This window comes from Lutimonas vermicola, assembly GCF_038433205.1.
In the GTDB taxonomy this organism is placed as follows: Bacteria; Bacteroidota; Bacteroidia; order Flavobacteriales; family Flavobacteriaceae; genus Lutimonas; species Lutimonas vermicola.
On sequence record NZ_JBCDNA010000001.1, the window covers coordinates 727,774 to 742,758 of the forward strand.

The 14,985-nt window shown below is 39.1% G+C and carries 12 protein-coding genes; 6 read left to right on the forward strand and 6 right to left on the reverse strand.

The window, feature by feature from the left end:
* Positions 1-118 precede the first annotated feature (118 nt).
* Complete coding sequence (gene lacZ, locus AABB81_RS03285) at positions 119-3,304, forward strand: beta-galactosidase, LacZ type (protein ID WP_342158618.1); 3,186 nt, start codon at positions 119-121, stop codon at positions 3,302-3,304.
* 101 nt (positions 3,305-3,405) lie between these two features.
* Complete coding sequence (locus tag AABB81_RS03290) at positions 3,406-4,335, forward strand: ketopantoate reductase family protein (RefSeq protein WP_342158619.1); 930 nt, start codon at positions 3,406-3,408, stop codon at positions 4,333-4,335.
* A gap of 93 nt (positions 4,336-4,428) precedes the next feature.
* Here AABB81_RS03290 and AABB81_RS03295 read toward each other — a convergent pair whose 3' ends face one another.
* A complete protein-coding gene (locus AABB81_RS03295) occupies positions 4,429-4,956 on the reverse strand; it encodes a hypothetical protein (RefSeq protein WP_342158620.1) in 528 nt (175 codons plus the stop codon).
* Positions 4,957-4,975: 19 nt separating this feature from the next.
* Complete coding sequence (locus tag AABB81_RS03300) at positions 4,976-5,329, reverse strand: 4Fe-4S dicluster domain-containing protein (RefSeq protein WP_342158621.1); 354 nt, start codon at positions 5,327-5,329, stop codon at positions 4,976-4,978.
* A 61-nt stretch (positions 5,330-5,390) separates the two neighbouring features.
* On the opposite strand from AABB81_RS03300, the gene AABB81_RS03305 reads away from it, so the two are divergent.
* Positions 5,391-6,449, forward strand: coding sequence for an acyl-CoA reductase (locus tag AABB81_RS03305; protein WP_342158622.1), 1,059 nt, complete (start codon positions 5,391-5,393; stop codon positions 6,447-6,449).
* A 10-nt stretch (positions 6,450-6,459) separates the two neighbouring features.
* Here the strand turns inward: AABB81_RS03305 and folE are convergent, their stop codons facing one another.
* Together folE and hisS are read right to left on the reverse strand one after the other, a co-directional pair.
* Positions 6,460-7,149, reverse strand: a complete 690-nt coding sequence (gene folE / locus AABB81_RS03310) for a GTP cyclohydrolase I FolE (protein ID WP_342158623.1) — start codon at positions 7,147-7,149, stop codon at positions 6,460-6,462.
* Positions 7,150-7,201: 52 nt separating this feature from the next.
* The gene (hisS, locus tag AABB81_RS03315) at positions 7,202-8,566 is read right to left on the reverse strand and encodes a histidine--tRNA ligase (protein ID WP_342158625.1); all 1,365 of its coding nucleotides are present in this window, start codon (positions 8,564-8,566) and stop codon (positions 7,202-7,204) included.
* Positions 8,567-8,704: 138 nt separating this feature from the next.
* Between hisS and AABB81_RS03320 the strand changes: the two genes are divergently transcribed.
* Positions 8,705-10,102, forward strand: coding sequence for a M20/M25/M40 family metallo-hydrolase (locus tag AABB81_RS03320; protein WP_342158626.1), 1,398 nt, complete (start codon positions 8,705-8,707; stop codon positions 10,100-10,102).
* A 38-nt stretch (positions 10,103-10,140) separates the two neighbouring features.
* Here the strand turns inward: AABB81_RS03320 and yidC are convergent, their stop codons facing one another.
* Positions 10,141-12,054 carry a membrane protein insertase YidC gene (yidC, locus tag AABB81_RS03325; RefSeq protein ID WP_342158627.1) on the reverse strand — a complete coding sequence of 638 codons (1,914 nt, stop codon included), beginning with the start codon at positions 12,052-12,054 and terminating at the stop codon, positions 10,141-10,143.
* Between the two features lie 252 nt (positions 12,055-12,306).
* Positions 12,307-12,951 (reverse strand): rhomboid family intramembrane serine protease, encoded by a 645-nt coding sequence (locus tag AABB81_RS03330; protein WP_342158629.1) that lies wholly within the window; start codon positions 12,949-12,951, stop codon positions 12,307-12,309.
* A gap of 152 nt (positions 12,952-13,103) precedes the next feature.
* On the opposite strand from AABB81_RS03330, the gene AABB81_RS03335 reads away from it, so the two are divergent.
* Both AABB81_RS03335 and AABB81_RS03340 read left to right on the forward strand, forming a co-directional pair.
* A complete protein-coding gene (locus tag AABB81_RS03335; protein WP_342158631.1) occupies positions 13,104-13,991 on the forward strand; it encodes a lysophospholipid acyltransferase family protein in 888 nt (295 codons plus the stop codon).
* A 91-nt stretch (positions 13,992-14,082) separates the two neighbouring features.
* Positions 14,083-14,982, forward strand: coding sequence for a lysophospholipid acyltransferase family protein (locus AABB81_RS03340; protein WP_342158632.1), 900 nt, complete (start codon positions 14,083-14,085; stop codon positions 14,980-14,982).
* Positions 14,983-14,985 lie beyond the last annotated feature (3 nt).

Genomic DNA, 14,985 nt, shown 5'->3' on the forward strand with positions numbered 1-14,985 from the left:
CCGGCGCTTCTTTATTTGTCTTTACATCCCTATCTTTGATGAACATCCAAACTGTATCTCAATTTTACACTCGATAATCATTACTTATAAACCATAAGGTCCTAAGATCAGTTTACCTATGAGAATTTCAATGCTTTTTATCCTGGTAATCCTAGCAATATCTTGTTCTGACAAACATCCGCTTGAAGGCCAAAAAATTAAATCAAATGGTATTGAAGACTGGGAAAACCCCGAAGTATTTTCCAGGAATAAAGAAGAGCCGAGAGCCGCATTTGTTCCTTATAGCTCAAAGGAACAAGTACTTGTAAACAATTCAGGGGCCTCCCCTTTTTATACATCTCTAAATGGGAAATGGAAGTTTTATATTGCGGATAAACCATCCGACCGCCCTTCTTATTTTTTCAAAACAGATTACGATGATTCCAATTGGAAAAGTATTGATGTGCCATCGAACTGGGAGCTGCAGGGTTTCGGCTATCCCATTTATACCAATAAAAAATATCCGCACGAGAAAACACCACCTAAAATTCAATCGCATTACAACCCTGTGGGTTCATACAGAACTTCTTTTACAGTAGATTCAGAAATGATGGGCAACGACTTGTATTTGCACTTTGGAGCCGTAAGTTCTGCCATGAATATCTGGATCAACGGCGAAAAAGCGGGCTATAGCGAAGGCAGCAAAACCCCTGCCGAATTCTTGATCAATGAGTACATCAACGAAGGTGAGAACTTACTGGCCGTGGAGGTCTTTAAATGGTCTGATGCCAGTTATCTTGAGGACCAGGATTTCTGGAGGCTTTCCGGGATCACCAGGGATGTATTCCTTTTATCGCGAAGCAAAGACCATATTGTAGATTTTGAAGTCAAAGCAGGGTTGGCAAACAATTATACCACCGGAACATTTGAGCTTAAAGTGGACATTAAAAAAGACAGCAAGAAGGAACTAAACCTTGCCATCGAGTTAATAGCTGCTGACGGGGATAAAATAATTGACACTGAAAAAAGTGTTGTGTTGAAAGATGATAAAACCACCGTTATATTTTCTGATCAACTAAAAGATATTGAGACCTGGAGTGCAGAACAGCCGAATCTTTACCAATTGGTACTCCAGTTAAAAGACGATCAGGGTACAGTACTTGAAAGTATAGGGAATCAGGTAGGATTTAGAAGCATTGAGATCAAAAAAGGTCAATTTTTGGTCAATGGACAGTACGTGTACTTCAAAGGTGTCAATCTGCATGAACATCATGACAAAACGGGTCACTATATAGATGAAGCCACCATGATCAAAGATATCAGGACCATGAAAATGTATAATATCAACGCGGTCAGGACTTCTCATTATCCCCAACCCGAGCGCTTTTATGAGTTATGCAATCAATACGGTCTCTATATTGTAGATGAAGCCAATATTGAATCTCATGGTATGGGTGCCGTACACCAGGAAAGTTTTGATACAATTCAACATATAGCCTATCGGCCCGAATGGAAAGCTGCCCATATGGACAGGATCAAAAGTATGGTGGAAAGGGATAAGAATCACCCTTCTGTGATTATCTGGTCCATGGGGAACGAATGCGGTAACGGACCTGTTTTTTATGATGCTTACCACTGGATCAGACAACGTGACCCAAACAGGTATGTGTTGTTCGAACAGGCCGGTTTAAAACCGAATACAGATATTGTGGCTCCCATGTATGCCAGAATTGATCAACTGGAAGCCTATGCTTTAAAACATGAGGACAGGCCTTTTATACTTTGTGAATATGCACATGCAATGGGTAATAGTGTGGGGAATTTTAAAGAATACTGGGATATGATCAAAAAGCATCCGGTTCTTCAGGGTGGGTTTATTTGGGACTGGGTTGACCAGGGTCTGATCAAAACTTCTGATAAAGGAGTAGCATACTGGGCCTATGGCGGTGATTTTGGTCCTGCAGATGTGCCTTCTGATGGAAATTTCTGCCTGAATGGATTAGTTGACCCCGACCGAACTCCAAAGCCTTCATTGGAAGAAGTAAAAAAAGTACATCAGTTTATTGATTTCACTTTGACCCATGGTAATAAGGGACAGGTAAAGATCGCAAACAATTATCACTTCACAAATTTGGACGAATTCAAATTTGAATGGGAATTACTGGGCAATGGGATCAAAAAGGCTTCAGGAGCACTTCCGAATATTGACTTGAAACCAGGGCAAAATATTGACATATATATTTCTGAAGTTGATGATTTTGCTGAAACAGAAGAGCTTATTTTGACTATTGCTGCCTACAGTAGAAATGCTGATGGCTTGGTTCCTCGAGGGCATAAAGTGGCCTGGGAGCAATTCGTTTTACACTCACCAGAACCTGTCACCTTTGCCAATTCAGATAAAAAGGTGATTCTCGGTGAAAGTGAAACCAGTATCACCGTGAGTAGCAGTAGCATCAAACTTGTGTTCGATAAATCTGACGGTATCCTTAGTGAATTGGTGATCGACAACGAGAATTTACTTCATAAAGGAAAGGGGTTTACACCAAATTTTTGGAGGGCTCCGATTGACAATGATTTTGGAAATGACATGCATAAACGGACCAAAGACTGGCGTTATGTAAGCAAACACAGAAAACTTAGCCGGCTGACATCAGGTATGAACCAAGGAAACGCTGTTGTTAAAGTGGATTATGAACTTTTCAATGCAACTGAACAGAAAATAGCAGACTTCCATGTAAAATATACCATCAATGGAGAAGGGAACGTTTTGGTTGATTGTAATTTAAACAAGACTGATGGAAATTGGGCCGAAACCCCCAGGATTGGTTTAAACATTGAATTGATCGGTGAAATGGAAACGCTCAGCTGGTATGGCAGAGGGCCTTTTGAAAGCTATTGGGACAGGAAAACCGGTGCCCCCATTGGGATCTATTCCGGTTCGGTATCAGATCAATACTGGGCCTACCTTAGGCCACAGGAAAACGGCAATAAAACTGACGTGAGATGGATAAAACTAAGCAAACCGGTAAACGGCCATGGCCTTTTGATCAAGGGAATCCCTACTGTTGATTTTAGTGTTCATCATCAAATTATGGAAGACTTTGAATCACTTGAAAGAACAGACGGCAGGCATCGGGATGGCGACATCGTAAAGAACAGGCACACTATCGATGTACAAAACAGGAATCTGACGAGCCTTAATATTGATTACAGGCAAATGGGCGTTGGAGGTGATAACAGCTGGGGTGCCAGAACCCACCCTGAGTATTTGCTCAACGGAAAAAATTATACCTATTCATTTATAATGATTCCCATGATGAAATAATAGAATTTATCGAAAACACAATACAAGTGTATCACTGGCTTTACTGATGCACTTTTTCATGATATAATAATCTCTTACTTTTATAGACCTAAAACTAAACTATGAACATTGTAATCATCGGAGCAGGTGGCGTGGGAGGCTATTTTGGAGGCAAACTGGCCTTAGCGGGATATCCTACTACTTTTATTGCCAGAGGCAAAACACTTCAGGAGATCAAACAAAATGGCCTGCAGGTAAATAGTATCTTAGGGGATTTTCACGTCTATCCTCGTGTTACGGATAATTATGAAGCGGTCAAAGAGGCTGACCTGATTTTGTTATGCGTTAAATCCTGGCAAATTGATGCTATTGCCAGAGAAATAAATCCTTTACTGCCATCAAAAGCCACGGTGCTCCCCCTCCAAAATGGTGCGGATAATGCCGATCGATTATCATCTATCCTACCTCCCTCCTGCGTCATTGCAGGGTTATGTAGAATTGTTAGTAAAATTGAAAGTCCGGGAGTGATCAATCATTTTGGTTATGAACCGGAGATCGTGTTTGGAGAAGTTAACAATAAACCCAGTCTAAGACTTGAATTAATTAAGGTGGCATTCGATAAAGCCGGTTTCAAAAATCGAAGTTCCAACACGATTCAAAGGGATATCTGGCTAAAATTCCTGTTTATCGCCTCGATCAGCGCGATGGGAGCCTTGACCAGAAGTGTGCTCGGCGTGATGCGCGAAGACAAATTCTTACGTAAAAAATTAATCGAAACGGCGTCTGAAATTGTATCTGTGGGCAGTAATTTAGGCATAGACATCAATGAAAAGGACATTGAGAGTTGTTTTGAGATTATTGACCGAATCAATTATGATACAACGATGTCATTGCAAAGAGATATGATGGAAGGAAAACCAAGTGAACTGGATAATTTTAACGGATACATTGTGCGCCAAGGTGATATACTCGGCATTGAAACACCCGTTAATGATTTCATTTACTACAGTTTAAGGCCGATGGAAGAAAAAGTGCGAAGTGAAAGGTTCTGAAGCGCTCGCAGTTGAGGCGATCAGCTCCGAGGCGATCAGCTCCGAGGTGATCAGCTCCGAGGCGATGAGAAAACAGACAGTGAGTAAAAGAACCTATTCAAAGGACTTACCTGCCATGGGGTCAAAAATTCCTGAAAAAACAGCGTCAAAACTGTTGAGCACGTTAAGATTGGTATTGTTTCTTTTGATCAGGCCGTCCTTCCTGAGGATATACTGTTCAAGTGTACCCCTGGGGTTGCTTTGACGTATACCATTATAATAAACTTTTTCTATAAAATCGGGGAACACAATTTGTTTGACACTTACTCTAAAGCGACTTCCAATAAAATCAACCACAACAAAGGCCTCATAATCGTGCCGGGCATATTCCGGCAGGTTATCCGCATATAATCTATACTTGCTTGTCTTGGCAGACGTACCGAATTTCAAAATGTCAAGATCAGAAGTAAAGTCATTAGCCTTAAGCATCCTGCTTAATTCGGCCTTATCCTGGAGCCCATACCATTTTTGCCATACCAGTTTATACTCAATCACATAGAAATTACCCAAAGAATCCATCTTGTGAAACTGAGAAAACCCCTGGAAGGACAGAAATAAAAGTAAAAAAAGTATTTTTTTCATGTTTGCCACTATCCAGTTTCTAGGGTTCCTGATGCAAAAATTTCATTTTCGACAAAAGTTCCTCATCGGTTTCAACATGATCATCATCAGGGACACAACAATCCACGGGGCACACAGCCGCACATTGGGGTTCATCGTGAAAGCCTTTACATTCGGTGCATTTATCAGGTATGATATAATACACTTCATCGCTTACCGGTTCCTGCTCAGTTTCGGCATTCACTTCCTTGCCATTGGTTAAAATTACGTCTCCCTTCAACGCCGTGCCATCGGCATAACGCCATTCTTCAGCAGCTTCGTAAATCGCATTATTCGGGCATTCAGGTTCACATGCCCCACAATTGATACATTCGTCCGTTATAATTATTGCCATTGTTTTTTTAACTAAATTTGCGCACAAATATAATGTTTCCGCAACTATTATCCTATCACGCATGACTGTCGAAAAAAGAATTGAAGCCTTTACAAAACTTGGTGAGTTTTTATCTCAGTTTCAGCCTGACGGCATCGCACAAAACGATAAAGCAGTTCTGAATGAACTGTTTTTTGAGCCATTTAACATGCAGGTCAACCGTGCGTCAGAATTCAATGGATGGTTTACCAAAAACAATGTCCTGTTTGCTTTTTCAAAATGGTCTAATATACTAAATGACAAAAACTTAAGAAAATGGACTTCGTCTTATAATTTAAGTGAAATTAAACCTAAAAAAATTGGGGTAATCATGGCGGGAAATATACCTCTTGTTGGATTTCACGATTTTATGACGGTCCTGATTTCAGGTCATGAAATTATTGTTAAACAGTCGAGTTCTGATGCTCATTTTCTGCCCTTGATCGCTAAATACCTTGAATACGTAGCCCCTGAATTCAAGGGCCGTATCTCATTCACGGATGAAAGGATCAGAGATTTTGATGCAGTTATTGCGACAGGAAGCAATAATACAGCCAGGTATTTTGATTATTATTTTGGCAAATACCCGCACATCATCAGGAGGAACCGAAATTCAGTTGCCGTGCTCACGGGAAATGAATCCAAGGAGGATCTGGAGAAATTAGGGGAAGATATTTTCAGGTATTTTGGTTTGGGATGCAGGAGTGTTTCAAAACTGTTTGTGCCCAGGGGCTATGACTTTGACAATCTCTTTGAGGCGATATATAGTTATAGAGAAGTACTCAATTATGATAAATACGTTAATAATTACGATTATAACAAAGCGGTTTACCTGATGAGTCAATATCAATTACTGGAGAACGGATTTTTGATGCTAAAAGAAGATAACAGCTATGCCTCCCCCATTGCCACGCTCTTCTATGAATACTATGACGATAAAAAAACCTTAGGGCAAAAACTGCAGGCCGATAAGGAATCAATTCAATGCCTTGTGGGGAAATCAGGGGAATTGAAAATGGTTGATTTCGGAGAAACGCAAAACCCCCAATTATGGGATTATGCGGATGACGTCGATACAATGAAATTTTTACAAGACCTGTAGACTGATCAGCTTAATCAAATTTTGTATCTAACTGGATATAATCAAGTAATTCCCTTTTAACAGATTCTTCCTGGAATTTACCTCCAAATTCAGAAGTAACCGTGCTGCTGGCGATATCACTTACACCCCTCGAATTCACGCACAGGTGTTTAGCATCAATGATGCATGCCACATCCTTTGTGCCCAGAGCTTCCTGAAGGGCCTGAACGATCTGCATATTCAATCTTTCCTGAACCTGAGGCCGTTTGGCATAGTACTCAACAATCCTGTTCATTTTAGAAAGACCGATAACTTTTCCTTTTGAAATATAGGCTACGTGGGCCTTCCCGACAATAGGAAGCAGGTGATGTTCACAGGTTGAATACAAGGTGATGTTTTTTTCAACCAGCATTTCACCATATTTATAATTATTGTCAAAAGTTGACAATTTTGGTTTTCTTTCAGGGCTAAGACCCCCAAAGATTTCCTTAACAAACATCTTGGCTACTCTTAAGGGAGTTCCTTTTAGGCTGTCATCGCTGAGATCCATACCCAGTGTATGCAATATATGTGCAAAATCTTTTTGAATGAGTTCTATTTTTTCATTTTCAGACAAGGCAAAAGCATCCTCACGGATCGGGTTCTTTGCAGAACCTGAAATATGACCGTCACCTATTTCGTCAATGATTTCGTTTATTTTATCATTTCGTCCTTCAAACATATGCGTAGTTATTTAATGTGCAAAAATACAATATTGCTGCGAATTACATAATTTATAAACTGATTAGTCGTATTAATTCTTCCTGATTACAAGTATTTTGCTCTCCTGAATCCATACGCTTTAATTTAAAAGCTCCTTGTTTTATCTCTTCTTCACCGACCAAAACCACATAGGGAATCTGTTTGCTGTTTGCATAGTTCATTTGCTTTTTAAGCTTGGCTGCCGAAGGATACATCTCCGATCTTATTCCTTTATTTCTGAGTAATTTCATCGATTGCATGACATACTGGGCCTCTTGCTGACCAAAATTAACGAACATGACCTGAGGCCTGGGATTCGGTATCTCCTTAAAAAGTCCAAGTTCCTCCATCACCAGATAGATTCTGTCGAGGCCGAAGGAAATACCAACACCGCTAATATCTTTTAAGCCAAATATACCGGTAAGATCGTCATACCGGCCTCCACCTCCAATGGAACCCATGTTAACACCGGTTGCCTCCACCTCAAAAATGGCTCCCGTATAATAATTCAAACCTCTCGCGAGCGTAAGGTCAAGCTTTAATGAAGATGAAAGCAGGCCCAGATGAGCAACCTGTTCTATCACAAAAGACAATTCCTTTATTCCTTTTGAACCTTCTTCAGATTCGGATAATAATTCAGCCAGGGAAGCTAATTGTTCCTCATTACTGCCTTTTAAGTCAAAAAGAGGCATCAATCTGCTTAAAGCAACTTCAGGAATCTCCTTGGACCTCATTTCTTTTAAGACTCCTTCAATACCAATTTTATCAAGCTTGTCAAGGGCTACTGTAAAATCGATTAATTTATCTTTGGCTCCTATAAGCTCAGCTATACCAGATAGAATTTTTCTGTTGTTGATCTTTATAACCGCGCCTTTTAATCCCAATTCTGTAAATACCTTGTCATAGAGTTGCACGAATTCGACTTCCTGCCATAAACTATTACTGCCTATAACATCGGCATCACATTGAAAAAATTCTCTGAACCTTCCCTTCTGAGGCCTGTCTGCTCTCCAGACAGGTTGAATCTGGTAGCGCTTAAAAGGGAAAATAATCTCGTTCTGATGCTGCACCACATACCGGGCAAATGGCACCGTAAGGTCGTATCTAAGTGCCTTTTCAGAAATTTTACCTGTAAGTTTTACTGAATCTTTTTCTTTATATAGCAGGTCGTCGACCTTTCTCAGGTAATCGCCGGAATTCAGGATCTTAAAAATCAACCTGTCACCTTCTTCCCCGTATTTTCCCATCAAGGTAGCTGAATTTTCAAAAGAAGGGGTTTCTATCGGTTCAAAACCGAACAATTGAAAAGCACTTTTAACAGTTTCAAAAATATAATTCCTTTTTGCCAACTCAGCAGAAGAAAAATCTCTTGTCCCTTTAGGAATAGTAGGTTTCATTTTATTTTTTGATTAAATTCTTTTAATAAACGCATGTATTATACTTCGAATGGGTGCAAATATCCGAAAATATTTTCTTTAAATATCTTTTTGACCGCCCTATGCTAATCAAAAGAAGATTTTTATATTGCAGTATATATGAAATATGCCATAAGCTTTATTCTGATCTTTTCTCATATCTGCCTTTCTGCTCAATACAGGCAGGTTAAATCATTGGATGGAGAGCCGGTTAAGGTGGAAACAATTCTTCAGCAATACATTCAAATCCCCTCAGTAAGTGGTCAGGAAAAGATGGCAGGTGATTTTCTTAAAACGATATGTCGCAACAACGGCCTTTATATAGCTGAATTTGGAAATGAGGATGGTAATTACAACTTCGCGGCCTCGGTGTTTCCTCTGAGTTCGGGAAAACCAAATATTATCTTTCTCAATCATATAGATGTGGTTCCCGAAAGCAAAAGCGATGACAGGGATCCTTATTCGGGAGCAATTAAGGATGAGGTGGTCTATGGAAGAGGCGCCATTGATAATAAGGGTGCAGCGATCATGCAACTATACGGGATCCTCAAATTACTCAAAGAAGAAGATATCAGCAATAGTCCGTATAATATTAGCCTTTTAGCCGTTTCCTGTGAAGAAATACAATGTGCTGGAGGAGCTACCTACGTGATCGAGCAACATTTATCAGAATTAAACCCGGCAGTTATATTTGGTGAGGGGCCCTCAGAGTTAACATCCCTGATGGAAGGAGACTTTAAACAGCCTGTTTTTGGAATTTCGGTAGTTCACAAAAAACCTCTTTGGCTCGCATTGGAATTGGAATCAAAAACCGTCGGGCACGGCTCTATTACGCCCCTTACTTATGCAAACAAAGAATTAGTAGCCGCTCTGGAAAGAATTACAAAAAAGAAACCAAAAGCTATTTATAACGATGTCAATATCAAATTTTTAAAGGATATGGCAGCACATCATAAAGGTGCTAAAAAAATGGTATTGAAACACCCCCGGTTGTTCAGGCCGCTTCTTACAGGGCAGTTAAGATCGCATCCGGAATTATTCTCGCTTTTTACCAACACCATCACCTTGACCAATATCTATAGCAACAGTAAGGCGGTAAACAAACTTTCTTCTCTTGCCGGGGCACATCTGGACTGCCGGTTGCTGCCAGAGACCAATGAGCAGGAATTTCTGTACATGATCAAAAAGAGACTCAAGAATGACAATATTAAGGTCACGGTATTAAAAACATTGCCCGACAACCAAGCAAGTGATCCTGAAACGGTCTATTTTAAAAACCTTTCAGAGGCCATTAAAAATAAATATCCTAGCTCTATGACTATAGATATGATGATGCCAAACATAAATGATCTTGGTGCCTTCAGGGCCAAAGGAGTTCCTGCTTACGGAACCCTGCCCATTTTCTGTGATGTGGAAGAAATTCGAAGCGTTCATGGAAAAGATGAACACCTGCATCTGGATTCACTCTATAATGGAGCCGATGTATATTGTGACTTCCTGAAACGTATGACTCAGTGATGCAATCATCATGAAGCGCATCATTAAATCAACATTAATTATTTTTTCTTTACCTGCTGCTCCTGAGCCTGCTTCATAGCATCATCAAGACGCTGGCGGAAGGCGCTCTTTTTCTTTTCAGGTCGTTTTTTATTTTCCTGAATCTGGGCATGGATCTTATCTTCATCGATAATAAAATGCTTGATCACCAACATAATGACAATAGTAAGCAGGTTTGATACAAAATAGTACAAACTCAAACTACTCGCATAACTATTAAAGAAAAACATCATCATGATAGGTGAAAACCACATCATCATCTTCATCATTTTTTGCATATCAGGCATTCCTTCCTGTGTAGGTTGCTGCATGTTCATTTGCTGACTTTGAGTCATCTGCATATAGAAGAAAATGGCAACGGAAGCAAGTATTGGAAATAAACTGACGTGATCACCGTAAAATGGTATTTTAAAGGGTAAATGCAAAACTTCATCATAGGCTGACAAGTCATCCGCCCATAAAAAACCATGTTGCCTGATATCAATATTGGCAGGGAAAAACCTGAAAAGGGCAAAGAATACCGGCATTTGAATCAGAGCAGGTATACAGCCGCTTAATGGATTTACGCCTGCTTTTCGTTGAATAGCCATGGTTTCCTGCTGACGCTTCATCGCGTTTTCTTTTCCTTTGTGTTTTTCGTTGATCTCCTGCATTTCAGGCCTCAGTACTTTCATTTTTGCACTGGACAGGTATGATTTATAAACCACGGGCGACATAATGATCCTAACAACAATGGTCATTAAAATGATCACCACTCCATAGTTTCCAATAAACGAGCTTAAAAAGCCAAATACAGGGATGAATACATACTTGTTGATCCATCTGAATATACCCCATCCCAAACTGACAATCCTGTCTAGCTGCTTGCCCTTATACGAACTCAACACTTTGTAGTCTACAGGCCCGTAATACATGTTCATATTGTAATCCAGCTCTCCGTTTTTAGCCTGCAACGGGATATAAGCTTCATACTTTTTCGTGTAAACCGTATCTATATCCTCATCTTTTACAAGGTTCTTTGAAATAAGTTTAGCAGATTCAAACTTGTCTTCAGCCAATAAGACAGACGTAAAAAACTGCTGTTTAAATGCCACCCAATTTAGATTATCAACCTCTTCCTCATCCTCATCGCTCATGGCATTCATATACTCGAATTCTCCATTTTGCAAGTAACGAAGATCAGTATATTGATTTTCGTATTTGACGCTTTTTTCAGTTCGAAAACTCTTTAACTGCCATTCAAGGTTCATCAACTGTGAAGTGTTGATCGCCCTGTCCATCCCCTGACTTTTTATGGCAAAATCAAGCATGTAATCATCGGGTTTCAGTTCATATCTGAATTCCAGGTAATTATTGGCTGAAACCTTCAATTTCATAGACAATACCTGATGATACCCATTGGATGACAAACTGGGTTCAAAATACAAATCCTTGGTTTGAAGATTTCGATTGTCCTGAGTGGCAAAACTAAGGTTTAAAGAGGCATTTTGGTCCTTTATGATATATAGTGGCAATTTGTTAAAAGTCTTGTACTTCTTCATCAAGACTTCCACAATCTGCCCTCCTTTATTGGCTACGGTAATTTTTACCAGTTCATTCTCCAAAACAGTTTCGCCTCCCGAGGCCGAAGGCAGGCCTGCACTATAGGCAAATGCTCCCAACCTGTTTTGCGTTTGAGCAAAGGCAAGTGAATCAGAAGAGTTAACCGGTTCCTGGGCAGCTTGTTGTTCCACAACAACATCTGTGGGCTGCACTTCAGGGCTCAACTGGTCGATTGAATCCTGAACCTGTTCAGCTTTTTGTTTTGCTATTTGCTCAGGAGTAGGTTGATTCGTATAAAAATAATATATCATGATTGCGCCAAGCAGCACAAATCCTATCAGAGAATTAAGATCGAATTTTTTTTCTTCCATTTTTGGTTTTTTGTCCTGACATGCCCTATTCTGCCACTTTTAAGAGAATAGCAGGTTCCTGGCACAGGTTTTATAAATGTTCGGCAAATGTAGTAAAAACGAGGAAATTAAAATTTATAAACAGGTATAATTTACAATCAAAACGAAGCTTTATAAAATGCTTGGTTTCCATAAGAAAAATATACCCTGAGCAACACGGCTCAAACCAATCCGGATAAGCCTAAAGAAAGTTGAAGATAATCTTTAACTCATTTAATTCTTTTCGAGCTTGTCTTTAAATATAAACATCAGGATAATCGGCACTGCCAAAAGGATAACTATAAGTCTGTTATCCACCAAAATACTGGGATAAAATATAATCGACAATACATAACCTCCTATCGCCCCTCCTATATGAGAACTGTGACCAATATTTCCCCATTGCTTCTTCATTCCAAAAATGGAATACAATAAATACCCTACGCCAAAAACATAGGCTGGGATCGGAATGGGAATAAAAAACATATAAAGGTTCATGCCGGGATTCAGCATGATAGCAGCATACAGAACTCCCATTACCGCTCCGGATGCTCCCACCGCACTGTAATAAGGTTCTTTTTTATGAAAACTCAAGGCAAAAAGACTCCCTGCCAGTAATGATCCAAAGTATACTGCTAAAAACTTTGGAACTCCTATATATTTGATTACCGGATCTGCAAAAAAGTACAAGGTGAGCATGTTGAAGAACAGGTGGGACTGGTCAACATGCAAAAAACCGGATGACAATAACCGTATTTTTTCACCTTTGACAATAGGGCCAATTTGAAACTTATACCGTTCAAAGAAGCCTCTGTCATTAAATCCTTTAAAGGAAACAACCACATTGGCAACGATGATCAAGATTACTGCTACATTCATAAATGTTCTCTTTATTTTTCTTTCCTTTCAGGCGTTTCCTCTGAAACAGCTACGAATTTATCGATTAATGTTGAAACTAAAGTCCATACCATCAAATTTTTTAAGATCATTGAAAATAAAAAAATACGATATTTGCAGTTTAAAATCAAATCATGCAATTTATTGTTTTTATACTTGCCTACCCCTTGCTTTGGGTGATTTCAATACTTCCGATGCGCGCTCTTTATCTCATATCAGATATGAGTTATCTTTTTCTCTATTATATCATTGGATACCGTAAAAAAGTAGTTAGAAACAACTTAGAACTGTGCTTTCCAAAGAAAAACAAGCGTGAATTACGTGATTTAGAAAAAAAATCCTTTCGCCATTTTGTAGATGTGTTTATGGAATTCGTAAAATCGTTCAGCATCACTGAGAAAGAGCTGACTCAGAGATTAACACTCACTAATCCCGAAATTCTTGACAAGTATTTCGACGCGAATAAAAGTGTTGTATTTATTTCGGGCCACTATGCAAACTGGGAATGGGTGCCCTTCATTGTAGAGTCGAGATTGAACTATCACCTGAATGTTGTCTATAAAAAACTTGCCAATACCCATTTTGATAAACTGGTAAGGCGTACAAGAAAAAAATTTGGTGTATCAGTCTTTTCTACCAAAGATTTTTATCCTGAAATACTAAGGAATATAAAGAACAATAAAATAGGTGCCTATGGATTTATTGCAGACCAGTCACCTAAATGGAACAAGGTAAAATACTGGGGTAATTTTATGGATATTGAAATACCGGTTATTACAGGACCAGAGTCAATTGCAAAAAAACTTGACCTGCCCGTATTTTATTTTAAAACAGAGAGGATACGTCGAGGTGTCTATGAGTGTAGTTTTGTTCTACTTGAAGAAAACCCGAAACATGCCACCCCTTATGAACTGACTAACAAATCGACAAAAGAACTGGAAAAGCAGATAAGAAAGGCTCCTGAATTTTATTTTTGGACGCATAAACGATTTAAGCATATAGGAAAAAAACTGTCTGAATAAGCCGTTGAGCCTGCAGAGCTCAATACCTGTTTCTACTTTATTTTTTATTCTTAGTCGCTTGTCAAATATTTAAAATATATTTGCTCGTTATATGATACATTTTCTTGTTTATATCCTGGTTTATCCGCTGATCCTGCTTTTCTCAATCTTACCCTTCCGGATCTTGTATTTCGTTTCAGATACCTTATATCTCATCCTGTATCATGTCATTGGATATAGAAAAAAAGTAGTGATGAACAATCTGGAGATCGCGTTCCCGGAGAAGTCAAAAGAAGAGCTCACTGAAATCATGAAGAAGTTTTACCATCATTTTCTGGATATTTTTATGGAGATGATAAAGACCTTCAGTATCTCAAATGAAGAAATCCTCAAACGTTTTAAATTGACGAATCAGCAAGAAATGGATGAATTTATGGGCCGAAACAAGAATGTATTGCTCATGAGTTCTCATTATGCCAATTTCGAATGGTTGTTCAGTCTCAATCTCAGGGTTAAGCATCATGGTTTTGCAGCCTATAAAAAATTGAAGAACAAATATTTTAACAATTATATCGTGCGGTCGAGGAGCAGGTTTAACACCACCCTTATTCCTACAAAACAACTGATAGCAACTTTAGCCGAGAATGACAAAAACAAACTAAGCTGTATTTATGGCATGCTGGTTGATCAATCACCAAAACTGGGCAAAGCTTATCACTGGTCTACCTTTTTTGGAGTGGAAGTACCCGTAATCACCGGTACTGAAATGTTGGCGAAAAAATATGATTATGCCGTTATTAATATTGAAACAACAAAGGTAAAACGAGGTTTTTACGAGACAAAAATGGAGATTCTGACTGAAAATCCCAGAACCGTTCCCGACTTTGAAATCACTGATCTGTTTATGAAAAAACTGGAAGCAAAAATCAGAAAAGCACCTGAATTTTACTTTTGGACACATAAACGTTTTAAGCACATGCGGGTTCCTGAACATAAAAACACCCCTGATTAAATG

What these genes read in the sequence shown, in the direction of transcription:
- AABB81_RS03335 (WP_342158631.1), top strand. Translation starts at nt 13,104, where the DNA reads ATGCAATTTATTGTTTTTATACTTGCCTACCCCTTGCTTTGGGTGATT.
- AABB81_RS03330 (WP_342158629.1), bottom strand. Translation starts at nt 12,951, where the DNA reads ATGAATGTAGCAGTAATCTTGATCATCGTTGCCAATGTGGTTGTTTCC.
- AABB81_RS03295 (WP_342158620.1), bottom strand. Translation starts at nt 4,956, where the DNA reads ATGAAAAAAATACTTTTTTTACTTTTATTTCTGTCCTTCCAGGGGTTT.
- AABB81_RS03305 (WP_342158622.1), top strand. Translation starts at nt 5,391, where the DNA reads ATGACTGTCGAAAAAAGAATTGAAGCCTTTACAAAACTTGGTGAGTTT.
- AABB81_RS03300 (WP_342158621.1), bottom strand. Translation starts at nt 5,329, where the DNA reads ATGGCAATAATTATAACGGACGAATGTATCAATTGTGGGGCATGTGAA.
- yidC (WP_342158627.1), bottom strand. Translation starts at nt 12,054, where the DNA reads ATGGAAGAAAAAAAATTCGATCTTAATTCTCTGATAGGATTTGTGCTG.
- lacZ (WP_342158618.1), top strand. Translation starts at nt 119, where the DNA reads ATGAGAATTTCAATGCTTTTTATCCTGGTAATCCTAGCAATATCTTGT.
- hisS (WP_342158625.1), bottom strand. Translation starts at nt 8,566, where the DNA reads ATGAAACCTACTATTCCTAAAGGGACAAGAGATTTTTCTTCTGCTGAG.
- AABB81_RS03340 (WP_342158632.1), top strand. Translation starts at nt 14,083, where the DNA reads ATGATACATTTTCTTGTTTATATCCTGGTTTATCCGCTGATCCTGCTT.
- AABB81_RS03320 (WP_342158626.1), top strand. Translation starts at nt 8,705, where the DNA reads ATGAAATATGCCATAAGCTTTATTCTGATCTTTTCTCATATCTGCCTT.
- AABB81_RS03290 (WP_342158619.1), top strand. Translation starts at nt 3,406, where the DNA reads ATGAACATTGTAATCATCGGAGCAGGTGGCGTGGGAGGCTATTTTGGA.
- folE (WP_342158623.1), bottom strand. Translation starts at nt 7,149, where the DNA reads ATGTTTGAAGGACGAAATGATAAAATAAACGAAATCATTGACGAAATA.